Source organism: Mucilaginibacter oryzae (assembly GCF_003148845.1).
Classification (GTDB): domain Bacteria; phylum Bacteroidota; class Bacteroidia; order Sphingobacteriales; family Sphingobacteriaceae; genus Mucilaginibacter; species Mucilaginibacter oryzae.
The window spans coordinates 296,919-323,467 of the sequence record NZ_QGHA01000003.1 but is presented as its reverse complement, the minus strand read 5'-3'; the positions used below and the strand labels follow the sequence as shown (position 1 = coordinate 323,467).

The 26,549-nt window shown below is 45.0% G+C and carries 19 protein-coding genes; 4 read left to right on the top strand and 15 right to left on the bottom strand.

Going from position 1 to position 26,549, the window contains the following annotated elements; genetic code table 11:
• Positions 1 to 110 precede the first annotated feature (110 nt).
• Together LX99_RS10565 and argS are read left to right on the top strand one after the other, a co-directional pair.
• Entirely contained in the window at positions 111 to 602 is a 492-nt protein-coding gene (locus LX99_RS10565) for a cupin domain-containing protein (protein ID WP_109607853.1), read from the top strand.
• 96 nt (positions 603 to 698) lie between these two features.
• On the top strand, positions 699 to 2,627 hold the full coding sequence (gene argS / locus LX99_RS10560; protein WP_109607852.1) for an arginine--tRNA ligase: 1,929 nt from the start codon (positions 699 to 701) through the stop codon (positions 2,625 to 2,627).
• 117 nt (positions 2,628 to 2,744) lie between these two features.
• Here argS and LX99_RS10555 read toward each other — a convergent pair whose 3' ends face one another.
• From LX99_RS10555 to LX99_RS10530, 6 genes are all read right to left on the bottom strand, one after another.
• Entirely contained in the window at positions 2,745 to 3,035 is a 291-nt protein-coding gene (locus tag LX99_RS10555) for a YXWGXW repeat-containing protein (protein WP_109607851.1), read from the bottom strand.
• Positions 3,036 to 3,102: 67 nt separating this feature from the next.
• Positions 3,103 to 3,993, bottom strand: coding sequence for a 3-hydroxybutyryl-CoA dehydrogenase (locus LX99_RS10550; protein WP_109607850.1), 891 nt, complete (start codon positions 3,991 to 3,993; stop codon positions 3,103 to 3,105).
• Between the two features lie 46 nt (positions 3,994 to 4,039).
• Complete coding sequence (gene bioD / locus LX99_RS10545; protein ID WP_109607849.1) at positions 4,040 to 4,657, bottom strand: dethiobiotin synthase; 618 nt, start codon at positions 4,655 to 4,657, stop codon at positions 4,040 to 4,042.
• Complete coding sequence (locus LX99_RS10540; protein WP_245927891.1) at positions 4,650 to 5,801, bottom strand: aminotransferase class I/II-fold pyridoxal phosphate-dependent enzyme; 1,152 nt, start codon at positions 5,799 to 5,801, stop codon at positions 4,650 to 4,652. Before LX99_RS10540 ends, bioD begins: the two co-directional genes overlap by 8 nt.
• Before the next feature lie 52 nt (positions 5,802 to 5,853).
• The gene (locus LX99_RS10535; protein WP_109607847.1) at positions 5,854 to 6,210 is read right to left on the bottom strand and encodes a hypothetical protein; all 357 of its coding nucleotides are present in this window, start codon (positions 6,208 to 6,210) and stop codon (positions 5,854 to 5,856) included.
• A 72-nt stretch (positions 6,211 to 6,282) separates the two neighbouring features.
• Positions 6,283 to 7,059, bottom strand: coding sequence for an XRE family transcriptional regulator (locus tag LX99_RS10530; protein ID WP_022833185.1), 777 nt, complete (start codon positions 7,057 to 7,059; stop codon positions 6,283 to 6,285).
• An 86-nt stretch (positions 7,060 to 7,145) separates the two neighbouring features.
• On the opposite strand from LX99_RS10530, the gene LX99_RS10525 reads away from it, so the two are divergent.
• Positions 7,146 to 7,502: a GIY-YIG nuclease family protein gene (locus LX99_RS10525; RefSeq protein ID WP_109607846.1), complete on the top strand. Its 357-nt coding sequence runs from the start codon at positions 7,146 to 7,148 to the stop codon at positions 7,500 to 7,502.
• Positions 7,503 to 7,707: 205 nt separating this feature from the next.
• Here the strand turns inward: LX99_RS10525 and LX99_RS10520 are convergent, their stop codons facing one another.
• The gene (locus LX99_RS10520; protein ID WP_109607845.1) at positions 7,708 to 8,274 is read right to left on the bottom strand and encodes a fasciclin domain-containing protein; all 567 of its coding nucleotides are present in this window, start codon (positions 8,272 to 8,274) and stop codon (positions 7,708 to 7,710) included.
• A 516-nt stretch (positions 8,275 to 8,790) separates the two neighbouring features.
• Between LX99_RS10520 and LX99_RS10515 the strand changes: the two genes are divergently transcribed.
• Positions 8,791 to 9,792 carry a phosphotransferase enzyme family protein gene (locus tag LX99_RS10515; RefSeq protein ID WP_109607844.1) on the top strand — a complete coding sequence of 334 codons (1,002 nt, stop codon included), beginning with the start codon at positions 8,791 to 8,793 and terminating at the stop codon, positions 9,790 to 9,792.
• Positions 9,793 to 9,866: 74 nt separating this feature from the next.
• Here the strand turns inward: LX99_RS10515 and LX99_RS10510 are convergent, their stop codons facing one another.
• The 8 genes from LX99_RS10510 to LX99_RS10475 all read right to left on the bottom strand — a co-directional run bounded on the left by LX99_RS10510 (position 9,867) and on the right by LX99_RS10475 (position 26,492).
• Positions 9,867 to 13,088: a DPP IV N-terminal domain-containing protein gene (locus tag LX99_RS10510; RefSeq protein ID WP_109607843.1), complete on the bottom strand. Its 3,222-nt coding sequence runs from the start codon at positions 13,086 to 13,088 to the stop codon at positions 9,867 to 9,869.
• 97 nt (positions 13,089 to 13,185) lie between these two features.
• A complete protein-coding gene (locus LX99_RS10505) occupies positions 13,186 to 15,519 on the bottom strand; it encodes a penicillin-binding protein 1A (RefSeq protein ID WP_109607842.1) in 2,334 nt (777 codons plus the stop codon).
• A gap of 373 nt (positions 15,520 to 15,892) precedes the next feature.
• On the bottom strand, positions 15,893 to 16,261 hold the full coding sequence (locus tag LX99_RS10500; protein WP_022830438.1) for a hypothetical protein: 369 nt from the start codon (positions 16,259 to 16,261) through the stop codon (positions 15,893 to 15,895).
• Positions 16,262 to 16,558: 297 nt separating this feature from the next.
• Entirely contained in the window at positions 16,559 to 19,606 is a 3,048-nt protein-coding gene (locus LX99_RS10495; RefSeq protein ID WP_109607841.1) for a GH92 family glycosyl hydrolase, read from the bottom strand.
• 172 nt (positions 19,607 to 19,778) lie between these two features.
• The gene (locus tag LX99_RS10490) at positions 19,779 to 22,916 is read right to left on the bottom strand and encodes an efflux RND transporter permease subunit (protein ID WP_109607840.1); all 3,138 of its coding nucleotides are present in this window, start codon (positions 22,914 to 22,916) and stop codon (positions 19,779 to 19,781) included.
• A gap of 66 nt (positions 22,917 to 22,982) precedes the next feature.
• A complete protein-coding gene (locus LX99_RS10485) occupies positions 22,983 to 24,086 on the bottom strand; it encodes an efflux RND transporter periplasmic adaptor subunit (RefSeq protein WP_245927890.1) in 1,104 nt (367 codons plus the stop codon).
• A 22-nt stretch (positions 24,087 to 24,108) separates the two neighbouring features.
• Positions 24,109 to 25,383, bottom strand: coding sequence for a TolC family protein (locus tag LX99_RS10480; RefSeq protein ID WP_109607838.1), 1,275 nt, complete (start codon positions 25,381 to 25,383; stop codon positions 24,109 to 24,111).
• Positions 25,384 to 25,709: 326 nt separating this feature from the next.
• The gene (locus tag LX99_RS10475; RefSeq protein WP_109607837.1) at positions 25,710 to 26,492 is read right to left on the bottom strand and encodes an amidohydrolase; all 783 of its coding nucleotides are present in this window, start codon (positions 26,490 to 26,492) and stop codon (positions 25,710 to 25,712) included.
• Between the last annotated feature and the right edge of the window lie 57 nt (positions 26,493 to 26,549).

Here is a 26,549-nt window from a genome sequence, read left to right as displayed (position 1 = left end):
ACAAGCAATTAACACTGTTGCACTCCGGGCAGCCGGTAACCGTAATCCTGCATAAGGCCTTTTGACCGGCCGGCGAAGTAAAAACACACTCTATCCGCTATCTTTGCTTTATGGAAAATCAGTCTGCCGCGTATTACATCCGGACATTAAACCTGCTGCCCCACCCGGAAAGTGGTCATTATAAAGAAACTTTCCGATCTGCACGTCAGGTAAACCGCGTTGGCGCGGAAGATGTAAAACAGGCATGCACCTCCATTTATTATTTACTGGAGAATGACGACTTTTCGGGCTTTCATCGTATCGCTTCGGACGAGCTCTGGTATTTTCATAAAGGCGCGCCGTTGCTGATCCATGTAATCGGTCCGGAAGGTAATTTGATAAGCCACGAATTGTCTGACCTTGATACCGGCAATTTTTCGGTTATTGTTGAAGCCGGATCATGGTTCGCGGCAAAAATTAAAACAGGAGCCGGTTTTACTTTGGTAAGCTGCGCCGTTGCTCCGGGTTTTGACTTTAACGAATTTGAAATGGCAAAGCGGGATGAGTTGATTGTAAAGTTTCCGCAGCATCAGGAATTATTAACCCGGTTGTGCAGGAAGTAGGTCCCTTAACGGTAACGGTAGATACCTACCTTTCTACATCGTATAAACTCGCCACTTTAATATAGCCAATCCGCTCATTTTATTTAATTTTGCCCTATGGATTTTATTATTGAAGCAGCCGTAAAAGCAGTTAAACATTTATACCAAACTGATATTGAACCGGCTGCTGTTAGCATACAGGAAACCCGTAAAGAGTTTGACGGGCAGGTAACCATAGTAACCTTTCCGTTTACCAAATTTTCGCGCAAGGGCCCCGAGCAAACCGGTACCGAAATAGGCGAATATGTTAAAAACGAATTGAAAGAAGTAGCTTCTTTTAATGTAATTAAAGGTTTCCTCAATATTTCTATCAGCGATGAATACTGGATTAACCGGTTATACCATACGATCACTGCCGACGATTTCGCGGTAGCCAAACCAAACGGACAAAAGGTAATGGTTGAATACTCATCGCCAAATACCAATAAACCCCTGCACCTTGGCCATGTCCGCAACAACCTGTTAGGTTATTCGGTTGCAGAAATTTTAGCTGCCGATGGTTACGAGGTAATTAAAACCAACCTGGTTAATGATCGCGGCATCCACATCTGTAAATCGATGCTGGCCTGGCAAAAATTTGGCAATGGCGAAACACCTGAGTCATCAGGTATGAAAGGCGACCACCTGGTAGGTAAGTACTATGTGCTTTTTGATAAGGAACTGAGGGAACAGCTTAAACCGATATTGGCCGAAGTTTATGAAAACAATAACCTGTCGGCGTTTAAAGAAGCCCAAAAAGTAAAAATAGAAGAGGCTTTAGCCACCATCGCCAAAGTAAAAGATAAGCAAGCGCAAACGCCCCAAAGCAACGCGAAGCTTTTAAAAGAGCTTGCCGATAAAATTGAAGCTGAGGAGGATAAGATTAAAGAGGTAGCCAAAAATGTTACCCCAATTATGATCGAAACCCAGCAAATGCTGCAAAAGTGGGAGGCCGGAGACGAAGAGGTGATGAACCTGTGGCGCACCATGAATGGTTGGGTGTACGCAGGTTTTGCCGAAACCTACAAGCAACTGGGCGTTGATTTTGATAAATACTACTACGAATCCAATACTTACCTGTTAGGAAAGGATATTATTGAGGAAGGCCTTGAAAAAGGTGTTTTCTTTAAAAAAGAAGATAACTCGGTTTGGATTGATTTGACTGCCGATGGTTTGGATGAAAAGCTGGTGCTGCGTGGAGACGGTACTTCGGTTTACATTACCCAGGATATGGGTACTGCGCAACTCAAGTACAACGATTACCATATGGATAAATCCGTCTATGTGGTGGGTAATGAGCAGGACTATCACTTCAAAGTTTTGTTCCTGATATTGCAGAAGTTGGGTAAAGTAGGTGCCGATGGGTTGTTTCACCTGTCGTATGGGATGGTCGATCTGCCTTCGGGTAAAATGAAATCGCGCGAGGGTACAGTGGTTGATGCGGATGATCTGATGGCCGAGATGGAGGCTACAGCGAAGCAGCAAACCGAAGAGATGGGTAAAGTTGAGGGCTTTAGTGAAGCAGATAAAGCGGAACTTTACCATACTATTGGTATGGGGGCGCTTAAGTACTTCCTGTTAAAAGTTGACCCGAAAAAGCGTTTGTTGTTTGACCCTAATGAGTCGGTGGATTTTCAGGGACATACCGGGCCATTTATTCAGTATACCCACGCCCGTATCAAATCGGTATTGAGCAGGGCCGGTTATCAGCCTCAAAACAAACCGGCGGTAACTGAGCTTGCAGATGTAGAGCGCGATCTGGTGGTAATGCTCGATAAATACCCGGAAACAGTTAAAGAGGCGGCTAAAGGGTACAGCCCGGCAGTTATTGCCAACTATGTATATGAACTGGCTAAAACCTACAATAAGTTTTACCACGAAAAATCGATACTGCAGGCCGAAGATGAGGATTCGAAGCAATTCAGGCTGATTTTATCGGCATCATCAGCCAAAGTGATTTCCAAAGGGATGAAATTGTTAGGGATAGAAGTGCCGGAAAGGATGTAAGCCCCCCAACCCCCTGAAGGGGGAGCAACAGCGGAAAACCAAAAGCCGGGAGCAAAATTGATTTGCTTCCGGCTTTTGTCATTTATAACTCCCCCTTTAGGGGGCAGGGGGGCATGACTATCTCCAATAACCTCTTATCCAAACGTAACCGCGGTTGGTTGGCTGCCAGTGGCCTTGTACATACACTCTGTTATAACGTGGTCGTGCGTAAAAACCCCGGTGGTATACATAATGGTTGCCGCGCCAAACCCACTCGCCCGGAACCCAAACGGCATTGGGGTATGGTGCTACCGGGCGTACATAAACAGGTTCAACAGGTTGTTCGGTAACATAAGCCTGGCTTGCGCATGAGGCAAATAATGAACCTGTTAAGGCAAGCACTATTCCTAATTTAACTATGGATTTCATTTTAATGATGCTTTTGTTGTTAAGTTTTTATTTTTTGACAACCACAAACATCAAAAGTTTAACCCGCTCAACGGCTAAACTTACCGGCTACTACCAGTTCTTTACTACCCGGCGTATATTGATAAAAACCCTTGCCGGTTTTTGCACCTAAATGCCCTGCTGTTACCATATTTACCAATAAAGGGCATGGGGCATATTTAGGGTTGCCAAAGCCATCCTGCAATACTTTTAAAATAGCCAGGCATACATCTAAACCAATAAAATCGGCCAGTTGCAGCGGACCCATCGGGTGGGCCATACCCAGTTTCATTACCGTGTCAATTTCCTGTACACCGGCAACGCCTTCATATAAGGTATAAATGGCTTCATTAATCATGGGCATTAAAATGCGGTTGGCAACAAAGCCGGGGTAATCATTCACCTCAACGGGCTCTTTACCCAAGGTGCGCGAAAGCTGCATCACAGTTGCCGTAACATTATCGGTGGTAGCATATCCTCTTATTACCTCAACCAGTTTCATCACTGGCACGGGGTTCATAAAGTGCATACCAATCACATTGCCCGGGTTTTTAGTTACCGAAGCTATTTTGGTGATAGATATAGAGGAGGTATTAGAGGCAAGGATGGTGTTTTCACCACAAATCTCGGCCAGCTGTTTAAATAGTTTCAGTTTTATTTCCTGGTTTTCGGTAGCGGCTTCAATTACCAGGTCGGCATTTTTGGCGCCTTCAGCTAAATCGGTGAATACGCTGATATGATTCAGGGTATCTGCTTTGGTTTGCTCGTTGATGACACCTTTTTTTACCTGCCTGTCTAAATTAGCGGCAATGGTTTGCAGGGCTTTGCTCAGGGCATCGTCGCTGATATCAACAACGGCTACATTAAAGCCGTATTGCGCAAAAGTATGAGCAATGCCGTTGCCCATAGTACCCGAACCTATCACGGTAATGTTTTTCATAATGAGGTGCTAATTGCCTTTTAAAGATATTTTAAAAATAACGCCATTACAAGGTAATCAACTTCCCCGCTTCCTTAACAGTTTTTTTGTCGATAGTTTGATAATCCGGGATCTGGCCGAGATCGTTCAGTTCAGAATATTCAAGGATATAGCTTTTGGAATAAATATCCTTTGGTCCGTTAAATACGATACCCATAACCGGGATGCCGTATTTTTTAAGCGCATGTATCGATAGCAGGGTATGGTTAATACTGCCAAGGTAATGCCTGCTTACCAGTACTACCCGCGCGTTTAACTGTTTAATGAGATCGATAATTAAAAAATTATTATTCAGTGGCACCATGAGGCCACCGGCTCCTTCAATGATCAGCTGGTTTTGTGTTTGAGGGAGCACAATTTTTTCCAGGTCGATGGTAATCTTGTCGAGTGCTGCCGATTTATGGGGCGAAAACGGTTGTGTAAGCGCGTATGCTTCGGGAAAAAACCTGGTAACTTTGTTCGAAATGAGGCTTTTAACCGTAAGCGTATCGCTTTTATCCAGGTCGCCCGATTGTATGGGCTTCCAGTAATCTGCCTTTAGTTTTTCGGTTAAAATAGCCGATATTATTGTTTTACCAATGCCGGTGCCAATACCGGTAATAAAAATAGGTTGCTTATCAGGCATGTACTTGTGCTAAATTTTTAAGGGTATCAGCCAGCAAAGTTAATTCATTTTCTGTATTAAAACTGTGCAGGCAAATCCTGATGCGTTCGGTTCCGGTTGCAACCGTAGGGCTTAAAATAGCGCGCACATCCAAGCCGTTTATCTGCAACTGGTTAGCTGCCTGGCGTGCCAGTTGGTTGCTCCCTAACAAAATACACTGTATGGCGCTGTTACTCTCTATCAGCGTAAAATCCTTACCTGGTTTAATTTTATCCTTAAACAGGCAGATGTTGTTTCGGAGCTCACGCATGTTATCTGCCGATGTTTCAAGGAGTCCGTAAGCCATTTTTACGGCCGCCAGCTGGTGAAACGGGGCGGCGGTGGTATAAATAAAAGGGCGTGCAAAGTTTATGAGGTAATTGCGCAGGTTATTGCTGCCCAGCACCGCAGCGCCGTGACTGCCGAGCGCCTTGCCGAAAGTAACCACACGGGCAAAAACGCGCTGCTGTAAATTAAGGTTATGAACCAGGCCTTTGGGATACAGGCCTACCGCGTGTGCTTCGTCAACAATAAGCGCGGCATTATATTTTTCGGTGAGGGCTACAATCTCATGCAGAGGGGGGGTATCGCCATCCATCGAGTAAACACTTTCAATAATCACGTAACAATTGCCTTTGGCCAGTTTTAATTTATTTTCAAGGCTTTCGGGATTGTTATGTTTAAAGCTATAACGGTTGGCATAGCTTAAACGGGCACCGTCGATAATGGAGGCATGTACCAGATCATCTAAAATTAGGGTGTCGCCGCGCTGCGCCAGGGAGGAAATCAGGCCGAGGTTGGCATCATAGCCTGAGTTAAATAATAAACCGGCTTCGCTTTCGTGCCAGTCGGCTATTTGCTTTTCCAGCTCTTCGGCATATTGTATATTGCCATATAGCAATCTCGACCCGGCCGAACCATTTAAGCTAAGCGGATGATTTGCCGTCTCGGCTGCAATACTTTGCTTTAAAGCTTCTGAGCGGGCAAAGCCGAGGTAATCGTTCGAACAAAAATCGGCGAGGCCGCTTTCGCTTTTCAAGGCCCTGTAATTACCCGCCTGTTGCCTTTCGGCAAGTTTAAATATCAAAAAATCTTCGGCCTGTTTCAATGCTGCTGTTTTATGCAAAAATAAAAAAAGCGGCTAATGGCCGCTTTCAATTTATGGTAATGTTTAATGCTTATTGACCGCCACCCTGGCGCATACGCTCCATACGTTCTTTCATGGCTTTATCGTAAGCGGCAGCTTGTTCGGGAGTTAAAATGGCTTTGATTTTGGCATTCGTAGCTTCCATCATCGGGCGCATTGCCGAACGCATGGCATCCCTGTCGCCGTTAGCGGCAGTACGTACGCTATCCATTTTGGTAACCTGTTCTTTATAAACCGCAGTGATCTTAGCAGTTTGATCATCCGTTAGTTTAAACTGGGTTTGCAAATCCTTAGCTCTTTCTTCAGGGCTTTTCCTCATCATGCCTTGCGCATGGCTTGCTGCCGAAATTCCTAATACGAAACAGCACATTAACAATAATTTTTTCATAGCTTTTGATTTATTTACGTTTTAATCTTATGATAAAGATATACCGTAATGGTTTAAAAAAGCCGATGTAACTTAATTGTTGCCTTGCTGTAGGTTGGATATCGAACGCTGCATCTGGGCCATCATGCTGGTTAAACTTTCCATGGTAGGCTCGGGCGATGGCTCCGGTAAATGCATTGAAATGTAGCCTTTGGCTTTCCATAACTCCAGTACATCCTCGCCCGATATTTCATAAGGCTCATACACCGGGTTGTCTGATATCAGTTTCAGCTTTTTGTTCTCTTTAAACTTATTGCCGATACGCTTATAAACCACCCCGTCGTTTTTAGAGATCACCACGTACGTTTCACCGCTTTTAACATCTGCCCAGTTTTCTACGTATTCACCTATTATAATAGTACCCGATTGTAAGGGCAGCATCGAATCGCCTTTAATTTCGAAAGCGCGGAACGTACCCTGCTTAAACATAGGCAGGTAAAACTTAGGCAACTGCGAAACGTATTCGGGATCGGCGTAGCCGTTAAGGTAACCGGCGCTGGCTTTTACAGGCACCATCTCAATATTTTCATTATCTTCTTTATCAACCGAAATGCTCAGGATCCGGATGTTGGCCGGGTTGCCTTTTGGTTTGGGCTGCCATTTTTCGTTGATGGTTTCGTTGATAAAGTCATCAATAGTAACGTCAAAATAGGTTGCTAATGTTTTTAGTAGTTCGTATTTCGGGTCGGCACGGTCTTCTTCGTATGCACCTACTAATGAACGTTTTATACCTAATTCATCCGCGAATTGCTGTTGGGTAAGCCCCTTTTTTTTGCGGAGAAATTTAATATTTTGTGAAATTATTGACATAAAATTTGGATTTGCTAAATTTATTAGTAATTTTATGCTCATAAAGTTAGTAATAATTATTTGTTCACCAAATTTTTTATCATAAAATGAAACGTTTCGTTTATATCATTACCGACAGGAACCGCAAAAATCTGCACGTGGGCCTATGTTCTGACCTGATGAAAACCCTCCAGTTTTACAGCGAAATGCCAACCTTGTTCTTTGATAACGCGCAGCAGCTGAACCGACTCGTGTACTTTGAAGAGATCAATACCGAGGAGCAGGCTATGGAACGTTTTAAAGTGGTGAGCACATTCACCCGCCCTCAGAAAGAAAAAATGATCCGCGCGGTTAATCCGGATTGGATTGATCTGACCATCGGCTTAAAATACGAAAACGGTTTGCGCGTAAGGCCCCAACTGCGCCCGTCGCTCAATACCAACCGCAGGGTTTTGGCTTTTTAAGAAGCTTTTACGCTATGTACTGTTTATGGCATTGTTAAATGGTGTGTGCCATCAATACCAGGCAGTGTGTCGTACTCGGTGCTTCGGCAATAGCTGTCATTCATCATTATAGAGGCCGTTACAGCGGTGGTGGCTTGGAAACAGGCATGGTCCGGCATCCCGGATATTCAGTTGTGTCCCCGGGTGAAGTAAGAACAGGTGATTTTTAAATCACTCTTTTTTTGGGTATCAGTACTTTGTTCACAACGTGGATAATCCCGTTGTTTTGAGCGATATCCGGCTGGTTAATCATGATTTCGCCGCCGTTGGCGTCAACTAAAATAATATTACTGTTGCTATCAAACTTAGCTGTAAGTATCCCGCCCGATAGGGTGGTAAACGTAGCAACTCCTTTGTGCTTATTGATTTGTTTCCTGATCTCTTTCAGTTTGTATTCTCCCGCTAACGCGTGATAAGTAACCAGATCGGTTAAATCCCATATATAGCCTGGTTTGCTTAGCGAGTCGAGCTTGCCTGCTGGCATATCGGTATAACCCTCATCAACGGGCACAAAAACGGTGATTGGTCCGCGGCTGGTATATGTCCGCATCAGGTTTGTTTTCCTGATGAACGAAGCAAACCTGCTCATATTGGGTATCAATGATATGTTTTTTACAATATCATTTGTCGGTAGCATAACCGGGATCACCGGCGCACCGTTTTTATCGTTGGCCTGTGCAAATAATAGGGCTGAATAAAAAAGCATCGATACTGATAGTAGTAACTTTTTCATGGTGCGTAGGTTACAACTTAAACATACTAAATATAAAAGTGTTTTTTTAATCAATTACCATATGCTGAACAGATTGTTCAGCACAATTGCTTTAAAGCAGTTAGTACTGTTTGACTAAGTTTTATAAGGAAACTTACATCAATTATCTTTCAAGTCTGACAACCTTAAGGGGAATTCACCACTGATCACTTTATTTATTATCCAGGCATTGGTGTAATCGCTTTTAAAAGGCATCTTATGTTTAGCCTCACCTAAATCCTCTCCAAGAAGAAGCGCTTTAAGCGCTCCCTCTACTTTGGAAAGGGCTGGGGTGAGGTTTTTACATAGGCAATAACAAACTCTTTTCTTAAAAAGCTATGCCCTGTTTAAAAGCATTGGTGTAATTCGATCATCCGGAAAAATTAGTGTGAAAATCTCTAATCTATACCCCCTTTAATTTTTACTACAGGTTTACAGCGATTTTCGCTATAACCGGAAATCTCACCGTAACCGGTAAAAGCATACCTTTGCTCACCTATGGAAATTTTCCCTACCCAGTACTCAACCTTATCATCAAAGGCTTTAAACATTAGGCTTAGTGAAAATTATGGCTTAACCGGTACAACCTGCAGGCTGCTGATCCGCAATGTTAGCGATACTTACATTATTGAGAATAATGCTGAAAAATACATTTTCAAAATTTACCGCGATTCGCACCGGAAATTAGCGGAGATAAAAGGCGAGGTAGCGTTACTGAACCTCCTGGTCGAAAATGGCGCGAGGGTATCAACGCCAATCCCTGCAATAAATGGAGAACTATTGCAGGTTTTTAATGCCGCCGAAGGTACCCGCTACGGCGTGTTATTTTCGTGGGCGCAGGGAAAGCCGGTTTATACCATGACGGATCACCAGTTAGATACGGTAGGGCGGGAGATGGCCCTCCTGCATCAGATAAGTTCATCAATTCAGTTGAACTACCCCAGAAGACCTTACTCGGTGGAAACCGCGATTATAAATCCGCTGCGGGTAGTTGCACCAGCCTTTGCCGGGCTTGATGATGAATATAATTATTTAAAGAATACAGCTACTGAGGTGATTGCCCGGTATGATTATTTCACTCCAAACTTTAGTTACGGTTATTGCCATTTTGATTTCTTACCCAAGAATTTTCACTTTGACGAAAGTGACGGGATTACTTTTTTTGATTTCGATTTTGCCGGACAGGGGTTGCTGGCTTATGATATAACCTCGTTTGTTATTCATTTTTTTTTAGAATTTACATTTGGCAGAATTATGCGGGAGGAAGCCCGCAGGGCGGTGGGCGTTTTCGTTGAAAGTTATCGCAAGGTGAAACCGCTATCGGATGAGGAAATAGCTGCAATACCGTATCTGGGGTTTGGGTTCTGGATCTTTTATCTCGGTTTTCAGTATGAAAACTATGATGACTGGTCGAACATATTCTGGGGTGTTAAGTTTTTGAAAGAGCGAACTGCACTGATTAAGAAATGGATGGAGACGGCTCATCTGCTGCTGCCATAACAAAAGCGATACTGCATTAAATAACAAAAGCGGCCTAACGTGCCGCTTTTGTTATTTATACATCAATCGCGCTGTTACCAACCCGGAGTAAAGCCAAGGCCAAATACCGGTTTTTTAACATCGGTACGGTTGAAGGGCACAGCCAGGTATGGCTCCAAAATAAAAGCGCCGAAAACGTTTATCCTTAATGATACACCCGCGCTTAGTGCCGGTACCCGGCCATAAGTTGTTTGGGTACTCAAAATATTGCCGTCCTGATCCAGAATGTTTTGCTGGCTCAGCACGGGCGGGTTCTTTTGGAAATAGATGTGATCTCCGGCGTTCCAGGCCAGTCCGGCATCAAAAAACAAGTTCAGATCGGTAAACAGGAACTTTGATTTAATAGCCGCCAGTTTCTCCGGCCCGGTAAAGGGTAAACGCGTTTCGAAATTGAAAACTGCCAAACGGCTGCCCGACAGCTGATCGATATTGAAACCATTAGTGGCCGTGGCCTGGTTGCGGTTATAAAATGTTTGCCCTTCGTAACCACGGATGTAAAAAGGATAGCCCACAAACAGCGGGTACAGGCCTTTATCTTCGCCAAAGCGGCCGGTTGCAAAAAAGCGGGCGGCAAATGTTACCGGCGCAACCCTTACGTATTTTCTGAGATCGATGGTGGGCGAGAAAAATTTATAGGTGCCAAAGTTATAACCCGCTTCCAGGCGGTACCTGAAGCCATTAAGCGGCGCGGTAACGCCAAAAAATGAATTGTCGCCAATGAGGGCTGTTGAAAGTGTAAGGATTGAATATGATTTGAGGTTATAAAAGTACGCCGAACCGTAGTTGTTGTTCAGGGTAGCTGTCTCTTCCTCATTCGGAATCTTTTTCCTGTCGGAGCCAATATAGTTACCAATGCTGATCTGTTGTTTACCGTTTACTACCGCTGTATCCAGTCCGTAATAATCGGCATACCTGTCAACACGATAATAGTTGTGCGATGCAGCGCCGCTTACCTCAAAACGCGTAGTACGCGAAAAAGGGTAGGAGGTAAACACCCGTCCGGCATCCTCAAAATTCCGGATGATATCGATGTTATCAGAATATACGGTTTGGTTTTTGCCGCCCACGTTTCTAACCGGGTAGGTAGCCGTATTAAAACCGAACTGGTAGGGTATGTGCGAAGCCCCGACACCGAGGTTCCAACGGCCGGTTTGGTTTACATAGGTAACTGCCGCACCCGAATCATAGATCTGCCCGTTAACCGAAGCTGCGGCAAAAATCTGGTTACGGCCCAAAATATCGCTGAATACACCCTGGATGCCGCTTGATAGGCTGGTGCCGTAAAAGTTACTTACCCCCACGCCAATGCCGCTGCCTGCCAGGTAATCCAGCTTAAACTTGGAGCGGAAAGGGATCGCCTTCACCGAATCAGCCGGGATTTTGCGGTAAGCGAGAAAATTGTTCAGGTTAGAGTTGATCAGATCGACACCTACCGAGCGGTTAGGAGGTAAGGTTCCTGCTGCAAAATTTACATCGCCGGGCTGTACCACAACCGGTGTAAAATCTGAAGCTTTAGCATTGTAAATGGCGTACTTCTGCGCGCGATAGTACGAGTAAACCACATCATCATGATTGGAGATACTCAAGGCCGGCGAATATTCGGTAATGCCCGAAATACCGGTAAACAGGTTGGTCATTTGTTCAATCTTGCCGCCGTCGATAGTATACCGGTAAAGGTTCCGGAAGCCGTCGCGGTTAGACAGGAAGTAGATCTGTTTGCCGTCGGCCGAGTATTGCGGATTGAGGTTATTGGCGGTATTGAAAATTTTCAGGTCGGTAACTTTACCTGTTGCCAGGTCAAGCTCGGCAAGGTTAAAGGGGATATCTTGCTCCAGGCTCTGATCATAAGTAGTCCTGTCGCTCGAAAAAACGATCTTTTTACCATCAGGCGAGTAGCTTGGCTGGTAATCGGAATATTTATCATTGGTAAGCTGCGTGATCTTTTTGGTATCAAAGTTATAGGAGTACAGGTCGCTTTGTCCCTCAACCAGTCCCTGGAAAGCGATATCCCTGCCATTTGGCGACCACGACAGGTTGCTGAACTGTTCAACCTGCTCCATCGAAATATCATCAACCACATTGCCGCTTTTTAAATCAACCACATCCAACCGGTTTCTACCTTTGCTAAACACACTGAACGCGAACTTTGTACCATCGGGCGACCAGGCGCCTGCCGATTCGATGAAGTTAAATTCATCAATATGAGTGTTGGATACCTTGCTGGTGAGCTTTCGTAATATTCGCCCCGTTTTTGCATCGGCCAGATACAGGTCAATACTAAACAAGCTTTTCGCCGAAAGGAAGGCCACATATTTACCATCGGGGCTAACCGAAGGCGCAACTACCAAATCGCCGCCATTTTTACTATCTACCAGTTTAATGCCCCTGGGTGTTTGTGTGGTATCTTTCAGGAAAGGTTTGTAGGTAGCTTCTATCGAGTTTTTCCAGAGGCGCGAAAGCGTTTTATCATCATAACCAAATGTTCGCCTGATGCCGTACTCCAGGCCATACCGCGCCGCATTTTTAAAAAACGGAACGATCACCGTATCGCCATAAGTTGAACCGATAAACGACCAAAAGGCCTCGCCATAGCGGTAAGGGAAATATTTGCTGCTCTCAGTTAAATCCCGTACTGTAGGGATATCTTTATTCAGGTAGGCATCGCGCATCCACATGGCTGTGTAGGTGTCTTTTTTACCTAATGAGAGGTATTCGGCCATACCTTCAATCATCCAGAGGGGGATGTTGTTGATATTTTCGTACTCTGTTGAATCATGTCCTAACAATAACCGGTATTGGAACGCATGCACCAACTCGTGGCCGATAACGTGACGGGTGGTTTGGTTGGTTTCCATCACAGGCATTACCACGCGGTTTTTAAGTCCTTCGGTAACACCGCCGGTGCCCACGCTAATTTCACCATCTATCGCCGTGGTTTGCTGAAAATCGGGGTGATTGGCGTAAAGGATAATGGGGTTGGCATGTTTAAACGTATCCCTGAAAACCTGCTGGTGCAGGGTGTACCACAATTCGCTTTCCTGGGCGAAGCGCTTTACCATGCTATCGTTTTTCAGGTAGTAGTAAATCTCGAAGTGCGGGGTTTTGTAAACGTTAAACTTCAGGTTTTTATACCTCACTTTATTCTGGCCAAAATACTGTGCCCTGGCATTGGTGCTCAGCAGCAATGAGCCAACAACGGCAATAAATATAATGGCATATTTTTTAACCCGATTGAAAAGTGAGTAAGCTTTATTCATATATTATTCAAGTAATAGATAGGGCTAATTTAACAAAATAAGGCTGTTCTTAATTAAAAAACAACCTTATTCATTTTATCTTCACCAAGTAAAATAACTACCTGTTTTGTGCAGGCGGCGTACTTTCCGGGTTTTCCGGCGTTGGTTCCTGTACAGGCGGTGTTACGCCGGTTGTATCAATAGGGTTGCTTAAGCTATCTGTTGATGTGGTATCTTCCGCGATATGCGGCGATGGGCAGTTATAGGTTTTGGTAATCTTGGTCCACGGTTTCGGGAACGGGCCATATGTATAGCCCAGCGACTGATCGGCATAAACTTTTTCCATAAACCTGCCGAAGATAGGCAGGGCCGTATGCGAACCTTCGCCGGTTTCAGAACTGGTAAAGTGAACCGAACGGTCATCGGCACCAACCCAAACGCCGGTTACCAAATCTTTAGTGATGCCCATATACCAGCCGTCCACATAGTCGGACGAGGTGCCGGTTTTACCGCCAATCTGGTTATCTTTTTTCCAGAGACCGTTGTATTCCCAAAGCGCCTGCGAGGTACCGCCCGGCTCCTCCATACCGCCGCGGAACATGTATAGCATCAGCCAGGCTGTTTCTTCGCTCAGTACCTTTTCGGTTTTCAGTTTAAATTCCTGTATTACATTGCCCTGCTGATCGGTGATTTTGGTAACCAGCAACGGATCGATCTTTTCGCCTTTATTTAAGAAAGTGCTGTAGGCCCTAACCATCTCGTAAACCGATACATCGTTAGATCCTAACGATACCGAGGGCACCGATTTAAGCGGGCTTTCAATACCGCACCGGTGGGCGTATTCTACAATTTTGTCCCAGCCTACCTTTTCGGTTAGTTGTGCGGTGATAGAATTGACAGATTTACCCATGGCCCAGCGTAACGACATCTCGCGGTACGAGAAATGGAAATCGGCATTGTTGGGTTCCCAAACCTCGTCTTTACCATTGTCTTTGTATTTGATGGATACAGGCTTATCGGTAAACTTATCGCAGGGGGTATAGCCATTATCCAGCGCGGTCAGGTAAGCGAATGGTTTAAATGTAGAGCCTGCCTGCCTGCGGGCCTGGTTTACGTGATCATAATTGAAAAAACGGTGATCGATGCCGCCTATCCATACCTTTATTTTTCCGGTAGATGGCTCGAGGGTCATCATGCCGGTATTCAGTATTTTGGCGTAATATTTAATCGAATCGATGGTGGAGAAGGTGGTGTCCTGCTCGCCGTTCCAGGTAAATACCTTCATCCGTTTTTTGGTTTTAAAATACTCCTGTATTTTAACGGTATCACCATTATACTTTTTGTCCAGAAGCTTGTAAATGGGCAGGCGCTGCTCATTTTTCAGGATAAAATCCTTAATCTCCACTCCCTTCGAGTCGCGCCATGGTATTTTATTGCCCCACAGGTTGTAAAAGCGCTTTTGCAGCATTTTCATCTTTTCGGCAACGGCCTCTTCGGCATAGCGTTGCATCCTTGAATCGATGGTGGTATAAATCTTCAGGCCGTCTTCGTACAGGTTATAGTCGTTTTCCTTGCACCATTTGTCCAGCCATTTTTCAACGGCGCGGCGCAGGTACGAGTCGCCGTGCGAATCGTCTTCCACATAGCTCAGATCAAGGCTAAGCGGCAATGCGGTGTTGGCTTTGTATTGCGCCGGAGTGAGGTAATGATATTTTTCCATCTGCCCCAAAACCACGTTTCGTCTTTCGGTGGCGCGTTGCGGGTTGCGGATGGGGTTATAGCTTGATGTTGCTTTCAGCATACCAATCAGCAGGGCCGATTCGGCAGGGTTTAATACATTGGGCTGTTTGTTAAAGTATTTTAACGACGCGGTTTTTATTCCATAAGAGTTATTGCCGAAGGGGACAGTATTAAAATACAGCGTTAAGATCTGTTGCTTGTTGTAAACGTGTTCAATTTTAAAAGCGGTGAGCCACTCTTTACATTTATAAACAACGGTACGCAGTACGGGGATGTGTTTTATCACCCCCTGCGATTTCTTTTTCCGTGTTTCAAAAAGATTTTTGGCCAGCTGCTGCGTTATGGTACTACCGCCCCGTTTATCGCCTTTGGCGGTTGAAAGCGCGCTGGAAAAAAATGAAAAAAAGTCTACCCCGCCGTGATTGTAAAAACGGGCATCTTCGGTAGCTATAAGCGCGTTTACCAGATTGGGCGATATCTCTTTAAACTCGATAGGCGAGCGGTTTTCTTTATAATACTGGCCAATCAGCTTACCATCGGCCGTAAAAACTTCCGAACCTACCGATAGTACCGGGTTTTTAATATCCTGCATATCAGGAGAGTATCCGAAAAGCCACAGGAAGTTAAGTTCTATCGAACAGAAAAAGATAATTACAAAATATATGAAGATGACAAAGTATCGTAGAAACCGGTTGCGTATACGTCTGAACATTGGGTAAATATCAAAAATTATGGCACTATATCATAGTCCGTTTAACAAATAATAACAACGCTAAATACAAGGGTAAATTTTAGGTTGATACCGGATTGATTGTTATTTATGATATGCAAAGTACACAATAAATAATTTAATGTTTATTGCAGGCTAAAATAAGGGCTTTAGGCGCAGGAGGGGGCTTTAGCGATTGTCGGCGTTGCCGTGTTAAAACCGGCGTAACCGGTGCTGCCAAACCAAATGAACGAGAGGGAGAAGGCTAACTTTGATAGATATCCAAATAATTTAACCGCTCTCGCCGCTGTTGGTATTGAAACAGCAAAACTTACAAAGCATTGCAGGTTTGTAAGTTTTGCCGGGAGTACTGTTATTATATACCAGAAAACATATTTTGGGCGGGTTCACCAATAAGCGGCATCGGTTTTCTTTCGCCGTTTATAGCGCCTATAAGGCCGATGATCCAGATAATTAAAAAACCAAGGCGAATAATCCATAAAATGGATACGCCAATAAAAACCCCGGAAGTGATAAAGGCTGCTCCGATAATAAAGCCTGCAACCCATGAAACCAGGATAGAAGCGAGGTGAAACAATAATGTTTGCCTGAGCTGGTAAGATGCCAGCGCGGTTTTGTTGTTATTATACAACGCAAAATAGGCGATAAGCCAACCAATAAGCGTAAAATAGCTTATGATGCCGGCGGTTTTGCCGTCATCAGTAGTAGGTTTGTAGTTTTCCATGCTGTGGTAAAGTTTTTTGCAATTAAAAACCCCGGGGATGGAAAAAGGTTTGGTGTATTTTTAACTATTGGTCAATATTTGGGGATTTGGCGAAAATATTCATTTTCCTCAATTCGCTGTTCCAGGTCTCCGGCTTCGAATGAGCTATGCCCGGAGTTTGAAACTCCGGGGCTGCAGTAGCAGTCTTTTCCTGTAGTTGCAAACTACAGGCATATGGACAGCGAATCACCATATCATGTAGCTGATAAGAGGCAAACTATTACAACTATTCTCCAATCAATATTCACTAAATCACAGCTATTTCACTGTTATCTCATCCGCAAAAATGTACGATTGGCTACCCTTATTCTCATGCCAATCAGGCAGCGGACCGTACTGCTTGGCTATGATCTTAATGTAACGGGTATTGGTATTTAGCGCTGCGGAAAAATTTTGCGTTTGCACGTCGGTATCCTTAATGTCAACTTTAGTATTAATGGTGGCCGCCAGTTTATAAGTTTTGCCATCGTTTGATGTCCAGAACTGAACATATTTAGGGAATACGATCCAGGCACGGCTATCCTGCAAGGTGTTTAAACCTATCTCTGCAACCGGTTTAACCGGTCCCATATCCACAATGCCTATAAAATCCTTGCCCTGGTAGCCCTGCCAGTTGCCCAGGCGCCAGTTGGTGGTGCCGCGCTGCCCGTCAATCAGGCTTTCATCGCCTTTGGCGGCGTAGTTGGGCAGGTATTTGTTTACTATAGTTAGTTTAATATCATCGCGAAGCTTGATAAAACTGGCCTCGTCAACAAAACTGCTTTTTCCGTTTTTTATAGCGATGGCCTTTACTGTGATATTATTGTTTATGCTGATGGGCTGGGTGTACAAAGTAGATGCAGCGGTAGGGGTAGAGCCGTCCAGCATGTAAAAGATCTTCGCGTCGGCATCCGGGCTTTTAATCTGGATGGTGAAAGGATGTTTAAATGATTTGGCCGGGGCTATAATGTAAGGGTTGGCAACAATGAGGCTATCGCTGATTTTTGAGGTTGGTTTTTCCAGGTCCTGGGTAAAAATACGGTTGGCCAGCCTGCCGGTAAATACTTCGAAATCGCCGCCTTTGGCTATATCATCATAGTTGATAAAAAGCTTGCTGTATACCTTTTTATCAAGGTTCATGCCCTGCAGGTAAATATTGGCGCGGGTTATGCCTGCTCCCGGGTTTATGATGTTAAACTTTTTGCCGTTTTCGAGGTTGATGGTGGCCTTGTCAAACTGCGGGATGCCGATCTGGAAATCCTGCTGACCGGGAGCGATGTTGTAAATGCCCAGCGAACTCATTACATACCAGGCCGACATCTGCCCGCAATCCTCATTGCCTGCCAGTCCGTCGGGCTTGTTGCTGTATTCCTCGCGCAAAATGCGGCTTACATAAAACTGCGTTTTATCGGGCGAATCGGTGAAGTTGTACAGGTAAGCGATGTGATGGCTTGGTTCGTTGCCATGCGCGTATTGTCCAATCAAGCCGCTTACGTCCGGCACATCCGCACCGGATAGTTTTGATTGAGTAGTGAACAGTTCGTCCAGTTTCGCTTCAAAGGCCTGTTTGCCGCCCATTTTTTCTATCAGCGTTTCTACATCATGCGGTACTAAAAACGAGTACTGCCAGGAGTTACCTTCGGTATAATTACCGTTGATTTCGGTAGGGTCGAAGGGTTGGAACCATCCCCCGTTAAAGCGGGCCTGCATAAAGGTATTCTGGTTGTTGTAAACGTTTTTCCAGTATTGTGCCCGCTGAATATATTCGGCGTAATCCTGCGGCTTATTTAACATTTTGGCCATTTGGGCAATGCACCAGTCGTCATAAGCGTACTCTAAGGTTTTAGATACCGATGCGTCTTCAACATCAGATAGTACCGCACCGTTTTTACGGTAAATATCCAAACCAAACTGGTTGCGGTTTACTGCCGCTTTCATAGCCGTAAAAGCTTTTTCGGCATCAAAATCGCGGATGCCCTTAGCGTAGGCATCTACTATAACCGGGATCGAATGGTTGCCGATCATACAATAGGTTTCGGTGGTAGCCAGCGGCCAGATGGGAAGCAAACCACCCTGCTCGTACATCGCCATAAAGCTTTTAATGAAATCAAGCGTGCGCTTCCGATCAATCAGCGTTAACAGAGGGTTTTCGGCCCGATAGGTATCCCATAGCGAAAATACCGTATAATAATCAAAGCCCTGCGCGGTGTGCACCTGCTGATCGAGACCGCGGTACTGCCCGTCGATATCGCTGTAAATACTGGGCGCTACCATGCTGTGGTAAAGCGCGGTGTAAAATATAGTTTGCTTTATTTTAGCATAGTCAACCTGTGGTGTTTTTTTGGCAGGGGGCGCATAGCCATAAGGCCCTGTGCCGCCTGCGGGGTGGCTTTGAGGAGCCTGGGCGGGCGCGCCGCCCTCTACCTGGATTTTATTCAGCTCGTGGTTCCAGGCCGTTTTCGCATCCTTCTGCACTTTTTTGAAATCGAAATCTGGCACCTCGGTATCAAGATTTTTTAATGCCCCCTCGGTACTTACGGCAGAGATCCCTACTTTGCTGATTACTTCCCCAGGGTTATCAAACTGCAAAAACAACTTTACATCTTTACCCTCAACTTTGTTCCGTCCATTCTGCACCTCATTGTTTAGCGCTATACCATAAGTTTTAAATGGTTTAGAAAATTTGGCGTAGAAATAAACCTGCTGTTTATCCGCCCATCCCTTCGACATCCGGAAACCACGCACCTCATGATCATTAACAACTTCAATCCATGAATCCAGCACCTCGTCGCGGTGCTGCAGATCGATTATGATATTCGCCTTGTCGGTTGATGGATAGCTATAGCGATGCACCCCTACCCGGGTGGTAGCGGTAAGTTCAACACCTATGTTATATTTATCCAACAGGGTATGGTAATAGCCGGGCACGGCGCTTTCATTTTTTTTGCTGAAGTGCGACCGGTATTCGGTGTTTTTAAACTTTGGTTCGCCGGTGGTTGGCATAAACAGCACATCGCAATAATCGCCTACTCCGGTTCCGCTTAAGTGAGTGTGCGAAAAGCCGTAAACCAAACTATCGGTATAATGGTAGCCCGAACAGCCGTCCCATCCTTCCAACCGGGTATCGGGACTAAGCTGCACCATGCCGAATGGCATTACCGGCCCTGGGTAGGTATGCCCGTGACCGCCGGTACCTATAAACGGATCAACAAGCTGGGCATAGTCTTTATCTTTTTCTTTTTTCTTTTGTGCCGATGAGATGAGGGGCACAGCAGTTAATAACGCGATTGACAAAGATGAGCGGAATACGTTTTTTAGGATTGACATATTAGTTGCGGGCAGTTCGATTTGAATGGGTACAAATTACATTAATTACGATGAATATTTGTTAACCCGAACGGTCACGATTTTATTATTTGATAAGATAAAAAAAACGTCATTGCGAAGTACCGCAATGACGTTTGGGCATTATTCCGATGAATTCGAAATAATGAATGTTTTATCCTTTAATCATACCCACCTTTTTCAATAATTTACGGTTTTCACGACGGTGAAACAAACGATAAACTATAGCGTAGATGATAGGTAATATCAGCAAGGTTAATATAGTTGAAGTAACCAAACCACCAATTACCACAATGGCCAAAGGTTTCTGCGTTTCAGAACCGATGCCGGTTGAAACGGCTGCCGGCATCAAGCCAATAGCAGCCATTAAAGCGGTCATCACCACAGGGCGCACACGTGATATCACCCCCTCGCGGATGGCTTCATCCAGGTGCATTTTTTCTTCAAGGTTTTTCTTGAATACCGATATCAGGATCACCCCGTTCTGGATACATACGCCAAACAGCGCAATGAAACCGATACCTGCCGAAATACTGAAGTTGGTGCCTGTAATATGCAGGGCCAGAATACCGCCTATCAGCGCGAATGGTACGTTCAGGATCACCAACACGGCATCTTTAGCGTTACCAAAGGTAATGAACAGGATCAGGAATATCACCAGTAAACAAATAGGTACCACGTGGGCCAAAGTATTTGATGCCCTGATCTGGTTTTCAAACTCACCATTCCAGGTGAATGAGTAGCCTTGATCAAGTTTTACGGCGGCGCCTACCTTTTCCTGTGCTTCGGCAATGGTACTACCCAAATCGCGGCCACGTACCGAGAATTTCACCGCGATGTAACGCATGTTGTTATCGCGGTAAATAAATGCCGGACCGGTTAATGTGGTAATTTTCGAGATCTCTTTAATGGCGATTTTTGAACCGTTAAGCGTAGGCACCATCAGGTTTTCGATCTTGCTTTGGGTATCCCTGAACGGTTTTTGATAACGGATCCGGATATCAAACTTGCGTTCGCCTTCGTATAATTGCGAGGCTGCCTTTCCGCCTATGGCCATTTCAATAACCGAGTTGGCATCAGCGGTTGATACGCCGTACATCGCCATTTTACGCTGGTCAAGCTCTATCCTGAATTCGGGCTGACCGAGGTTGCGCAATATGCCTAAGTCCTCAACGCCCTGGATTTTTTTAAGTACGGCCATTACCGAGTCGGCCTTCTGGTCAAGTACCTGGAAATCGGGACCGAATATTTTTACTGCCATCGAAGCCGGTACACCCGCCACCGCCTCGGCCACGTTATCAATAATAGGTTGCGAGTAGTTGAACACAATCCCCGGGAACTGGCTCAGCTTCTTGTCCATTTCGGCTATCAATTCTTCCTGCGAAATAGGACGTTTCCATTGTTTTTTGGGCAGCAAATCCACCTGGATCTGTACGTTAAAAAAGCCCTTGGGGTCGGTACCGTCATTGGTGCGGCCCACCTGCGACAGCGTTTGTTTCACCTCGGGGAAGGTTGACAGAATTTGCCTCATTTTATCAGTAACCTTAACCGAACTTTCAAGCGAGGTACTCATGGGCAGCTGCGCGGTAACCCAAAGGGCGCCTTCGTTAAGCTGTGGCAAAAATTCCGAACCTAAAAACTTAGCCGAAAAGAAGGTAACCGCCATAAAGGCTATAGCTACGATGAGGCTTAACTTTTGGTTACGGTAAGTATAGCTGAACATCCGGCGGATGCCATTCTCAAAGAACAATACTACCGGGTTGTGCTTTTCCCTTACGTTTTTATTAAGCAGGATGCTTGATAGCGCCGGTACCAATGTTAGTGTAAAGATCAACGCGCCCAACAATGCGAAACCTAATGTATAAGCCAGCGGCGAGAACATTTTACCTTCTACTTTTTGAAAGGCGAAGATGGGCACCAAGCAGGTTAAGATAATCAGTTTGGAGAAGAAGATAGCTTTCCCCATTTCGGCGCCGATATTTTTAAACAAGCCAAGTTTGGCGAGTTTGTTAAACTTCTCCATGCCAACTTCTTTGGCCCTGTGATCAAGCGCCACGAAAATGCCCTCAACCATTACCACCGCGCCATCAATAATGATCCCGAAATCCACCGCGCCCATCGAAAGCAGGTTGGCGCTCATACCCTTCAATCTTAAACAGATAAAGGCAAACAATAAGGCCAGCGGGATGATGATTGCCACTGTAAGCGTAGTACGCCAATCGGCCATGAACAGCAATACGATTACGGTTACCAGGATAATACCTTCGCAAAGGTTGTGGATAACGGTTTCAGTACAGAAGTCCATCAACGTGGTACGGTCGTAAAAAGTAGAGATCTTTACATCGTTTGGTAAAACGTGCGCGTTCAGGTCTTTTACTTTAGCGTTGATGCGTTCCAATACTTCGGCAGGGTTTTCGCCTTTGCGCATCACCACAATACCTTCAATAACGTCATTGGCCTTATCGCGGCCAACCTGCCCTAAGCGCGGCAATCCGCTTTCACGTACATCGGCAATGTCACGTGCAAGGATAGGCACGTTGTTTACGTTTTTGATAATGATATTCTGGATCTCGTCGATATTATTGATGAGGCCTATACCGCGAACCACATAAGCCTGGTCGTTCTTCTCAATCACATCGCCACCCACGTTGATGTTGCTGCGGTTAATGGCATTATAAACGTCCAGCGAGGTAAGTCCGTATTTCTGCAATAACGATGGGTTTACGCTTACCTCGTAAGTTTTTTCCTCGCCGCCAAAGCTGTTTACGTCGGCCACGCCTGGGATTGATTTAAACTGGCGGTCAAGCACCCAATCCTGTATAGCGGTAAGCTCATGTAATGATTTGGTGCGGCTTTTCAGCGTGTAACGGAAAATTTCGCCTGTGGGGCCGTACGGCGGTTCAACTTCTGGTTTAACGCCGTCGGGTAAATCGGCATTGCCCAGGCGGCTTAACACCTGCTGGCGGGCAAAGGCATCATCAACATCATCGTCAAAAATGATGCGGACATAGGAAAGGCCGAATGATGATGTGGTACGCAGGTTAGCTTTTTTTTGTACCGAGTTTAAAACGGTTTCCATTGGTATGGTCACCATTTTTTCCATCTCTTCGGCGCTGCGGCCCGGCCATTGGGCTATAATGATGATCTGCGTATTGGTAACATCCGGAAAAGTCTCGATAGGGGTGTTCGAGTAACTCCAAACACCAAGCACCACCAGTACCAGTGTCATAAAAAACACAAAGTAGCGGTGCCTTAGCGAGAAGTATATAATATTTTTGATGAACTTGTTCATTGTAGTATCTCTGTTTTAAAAACGTGAGCGCCGGTTTTGAGCCCGGCAATTTTAGTTTGCCGGTACTTAGTTATTGCCTGCAAGGGCATCATAAAAAAGCAACTGGTTTTTAGATATGATCTTATCGCCGGCCTGCAAGCCCGATGATATGTAGGTGGTATCCTCAACGGTTTTAATTACCGATATCTGCCTTACCTTCAGATCATTTTTATTGTTATAAACTACTACAAAGTTTTTGCTGTTATCATAAACCACGGCTTTGGCAGGTATAGCTACCGATTGCGCTTTTTCGCTGTTGGCAATTATCACGCTGGTAAACATTTCCGGTTTAAGCATCATGCCTTCGTTGGGCAACACGATCTTGATTTTCATTACTTTATTATCAGGGTCAAGTACCGAACTGATGGCGTCAACCTTACCGGTAAATACTTTATCAGGATAAGCAATTGTGGTTACTTTGGCAGTATAACCAACTTTAACGCGGTTGATATCCGACTCGAAAACGTTGGCCCAGATCCATACATCTTTCATATTCGAGATGGTGAACATGCTATTAGCATTATCCGGGCGGATGAAGCTGCCCGCTGTGATATTTTTCTCAACCACAAAACCGCCTTCAGGAGCCTTAATCACCAGGGTGCCGCCGGCTGAGGTATTACCGCCGCCGTTAATAGCTATTTGTTGCTTTACCTTGTTATAGGCAGCCTCGGCTTTATTGTAATTTTCTTTAGCCTCGGTATAATCGCGCTCGCTCGAAATGCCGTTTTTATAAAGATATTCGGCTTGTTCAAGTTGCCGTTTTGATATCGACAGGTCTGATTTTGAAGAACTCAGATCTGTATAATTACCGGCCACATCCGCGCTGCGTATAATGGCCAGGGTTTGACCTTTAGCTACCTTATCGCCAAGGGAAACTTTAACGTCCATAACCTGTCCGCTCGAAAAAGGGAATACCTTAACAACGGTATTGTCATCGTACGAAACTTCGCCCGAAAGCGTAAGCTCATTTTTTATGGTGGCTATTTTGGCGGTATCGATAGTAATGATCTTCGCCATCGAGTCGCTTACAGTTACCTGTTTATTTTCAACAGCGGGAGGGGTTTTGCCTTTGCAGGCGGCAAGCAATAGCAAGGCGGAGATGCCGGAAAACAGCGTTTCTCTTTTCATCATGTTAGTCTTTAATAGTAATTAGTCAGGATTTTATTACGTTGGTGCCAACTGCGAAGTTGAGGTCGGCAATGGCTTTTTGCAGGTTAAATTGCTGCTGCAATATTTTAAGCTTGGTATCTTTATAGGTGTCAAAAAAGTCCACAAACTCCACCAGGCTTATCTGGCGTTGCTGAAAGCTTTTCAGCATGCTGCCAAACAGTTTATCATATTGCTCGTTAAAGGCAATTTGCTGGGTTGAAAATAGCTGTTGGTTTAACTTATACTGGTTAACCGCGGCCACAACATCATTTTTTAGCTGGAACTCGCTTTGTTTTAAAGTGCTTTCCTGGCTTTTGATATTGTATTGTGCCGATTTGATATTGCCCTGGTTGCGGTTAAACAGCGGGATAGGGAACCCTATTTGCAGGCCGTAATAGTGCCGCGCGTAACTGCTGTTTTGATCGTACGAAAAGCCGGCTGTGATATCCGGTACAGCCAATGCTTTTTGATAGGCGAGGTTGTGCGTTGCCGAACTTAACTGGTACTGGTTGGAAAGATAGTCGGGCCGGTTAGCCATGGCCTGGTTAATGAGCGATTGCACGTCCAGGTCAACGTTTTCAACCGGTTTATCGTTAACTATGGGCTGTATAAAAGTGGTCTCTTTGGTTTGCAGCAGTGTTTTAAGCTCGGTTTGCAGATCATTGATCTGGCGGTTATTTTCTACCATATCATTTTGCAACCCGAACAGCAATGCCTTCAGCCTGATCAGATCTCGCATGGAGGTGTTGCCCACATCATATGATTTTTGAATGGCGTTAACCAGTTCTGTAGCTGATTTAACCTCGTTTTGATAAACCGCCTGTTGCGCGTTAAGGGTAGCCAGCTGACTGAAATCCAGTTGTAGGTTGTACTTCAGGTTCCGCATCAGGTCGTTAAAAGCGGCTTCCTGAACTTTGGCGTCATCTTCGGCTACTTTAACCTGTTTGCCGCGTTTGCCGGCTGTAGTAAACACCTGGCTTAGCTGAACAAAAATTTGTCCGCCACCATTGCTGTGGTTAAAAAATTTATTGGTGCTCCCGTCATGAATGTTCTGATCGGTGCTCAGGGTAGGGTTATCCCACAGTTTAGCTTGTTGTATCAATGCCTTCGAGGCATCTACATTATACTTTTGGGCGAGCAGGCTTAGGTTATTTTCAATGAACTGCTTTTCGGCGTCCTGAAAATTAATTTTTAATGTGTCTGTCTGTGCATCGGCCTTTTGTGATAATAAACTAAAAAACAAAGGGGATATTAATAGCAGGGATTTAATAGTTCGCATTTCCTTCTTCTAATTCAACAAAACAAAAATTCAAATTAGTTATGAATTTTGTATGAAGTGAAGGAAATCAAAATGAAGATTGTCTGAATCTGAATTTGCAGGATTGATACGTTGTAATTAAATTTTCTTGCGCTCGTTTTCAACGGGTGCTTCACATGGGTTCGCGATTATATCGCGTGTTATGCATTAGAGATGCGAAACCATGTTAGGCACTCATCAAAGATGAGCGCAAGAAAGAGTGTCACGCATCAGAGATGCGAAACCATGTTAAGCGCTCATCGAAGATGAGCGCAAGAAAGCTAGTCCTGATTCAGAGAAACCTCTGATCAAACGATCCTAAACTCGTCCGCATCCTTCAAAAAAGGTAAGGCTCTGCGCACTTTTTCAACCTCGTCGCCAATAATGCTGAAGGTATAAAGGTCTTCTTCGTCGCGTTTATAGTAAACCACGTTTCCGGCCGGATCAATACACGTTGAATCGCCGCTGTGGTACACCTCGTTACCGTCGTGACCAACACGGTTAACCGCAATTACATAAGCCTGGTTTTCAACGGCGCGGGCCGGGATGAGTGTACGCCAGTGGGCCGCGCGGCGTTCGGGCCAGTTGGCTACGATGATGAGCAGATCATAAGGATTTGCTTCAACATTGCGCAGCCATACCGGGAAACGCAGGTCATAGCAAATAACCGGGCAAATGCGCCATCCGTTTAACTCAACAAAAAGCTTTTCGGTGCCCGCGGTGTAGGTTTCATCTTCTTTGCCCATACCAAAAAGATGGCGTTTATCGTAATGGCTATATGTACCATCGGGCCGCATCCAAATGAGGCGGTTGTAATAGTTACCGGCTTCTTTAATAATGATGCTTCCGGTTATCACACAATCATACTGCATGGCTGTTTTTTCCATCCACTGCATGGTTTTGCCGTCCATTGGTTCGGCCAGTTCTGCGGCGTTCATGCTGAAGCCTGTAGAAAACATTTCGGGCAATATAATGAGGTCTGTTTTTTCGCGGATGCCACCCGAGAGCCGGAGCGTGATATTCTGAAGATTCTTATCGGTATTCTCCCAAAAAAGATAGCCCTGAAAAACGGTAATTTTAAGATTGTCCATAGTAGTTGGTTCATAGTTGATGGATCATGGTTCATGGCAGAAAATGCATGACGACAG

Coding starts and splice junctions, on each gene's coding strand:
- LX99_RS10530 (WP_022833185.1), bottom strand. CDS start 7,059: ATGTCAATAATTTCACAAAATATTAAATTTCTCCGCAAAAAAAAGGGG.
- LX99_RS10480 (WP_109607838.1), bottom strand. CDS start 25,383: ATGCGAACTATTAAATCCCTGCTATTAATATCCCCTTTGTTTTTTAGT.
- LX99_RS10510 (WP_109607843.1), bottom strand. CDS start 13,088: ATGAATAAAGCTTACTCACTTTTCAATCGGGTTAAAAAATATGCCATT.
- LX99_RS10475 (WP_109607837.1), bottom strand. CDS start 26,492: ATGGACAATCTTAAAATTACCGTTTTTCAGGGCTATCTTTTTTGGGAG.
- LX99_RS10525 (WP_109607846.1), top strand. CDS start 7,146: ATGAAACGTTTCGTTTATATCATTACCGACAGGAACCGCAAAAATCTG.
- LX99_RS10490 (WP_109607840.1), bottom strand. CDS start 22,916: ATGAACAAGTTCATCAAAAATATTATATACTTCTCGCTAAGGCACCGC.
- LX99_RS10520 (WP_109607845.1), bottom strand. CDS start 8,274: ATGAAAAAGTTACTACTATCAGTATCGATGCTTTTTTATTCAGCCCTA.
- argS (WP_109607852.1), top strand. CDS start 699: ATGGATTTTATTATTGAAGCAGCCGTAAAAGCAGTTAAACATTTATAC.
- LX99_RS10500 (WP_022830438.1), bottom strand. CDS start 16,261: ATGGAAAACTACAAACCTACTACTGATGACGGCAAAACCGCCGGCATC.
- LX99_RS10505 (WP_109607842.1), bottom strand. CDS start 15,519: ATGTTCAGACGTATACGCAACCGGTTTCTACGATACTTTGTCATCTTC.
- LX99_RS10535 (WP_109607847.1), bottom strand. CDS start 6,210: ATGAAAAAATTATTGTTAATGTGCTGTTTCGTATTAGGAATTTCGGCA.
- LX99_RS10555 (WP_109607851.1), bottom strand. CDS start 3,035: ATGAAATCCATAGTTAAATTAGGAATAGTGCTTGCCTTAACAGGTTCA.
- LX99_RS10485 (WP_245927890.1), bottom strand. CDS start 24,086: ATGATGAAAAGAGAAACGCTGTTTTCCGGCATCTCCGCCTTGCTATTG.
- LX99_RS10565 (WP_109607853.1), top strand. CDS start 111: ATGGAAAATCAGTCTGCCGCGTATTACATCCGGACATTAAACCTGCTG.
- LX99_RS10515 (WP_109607844.1), top strand. CDS start 8,791: ATGGAAATTTTCCCTACCCAGTACTCAACCTTATCATCAAAGGCTTTA.
- LX99_RS10550 (WP_109607850.1), bottom strand. CDS start 3,993: ATGAAAAACATTACCGTGATAGGTTCGGGTACTATGGGCAACGGCATT.
- LX99_RS10495 (WP_109607841.1), bottom strand. CDS start 19,606: ATGTCAATCCTAAAAAACGTATTCCGCTCATCTTTGTCAATCGCGTTA.
- bioD (WP_109607849.1), bottom strand. CDS start 4,657: ATGCCTGATAAGCAACCTATTTTTATTACCGGTATTGGCACCGGCATT.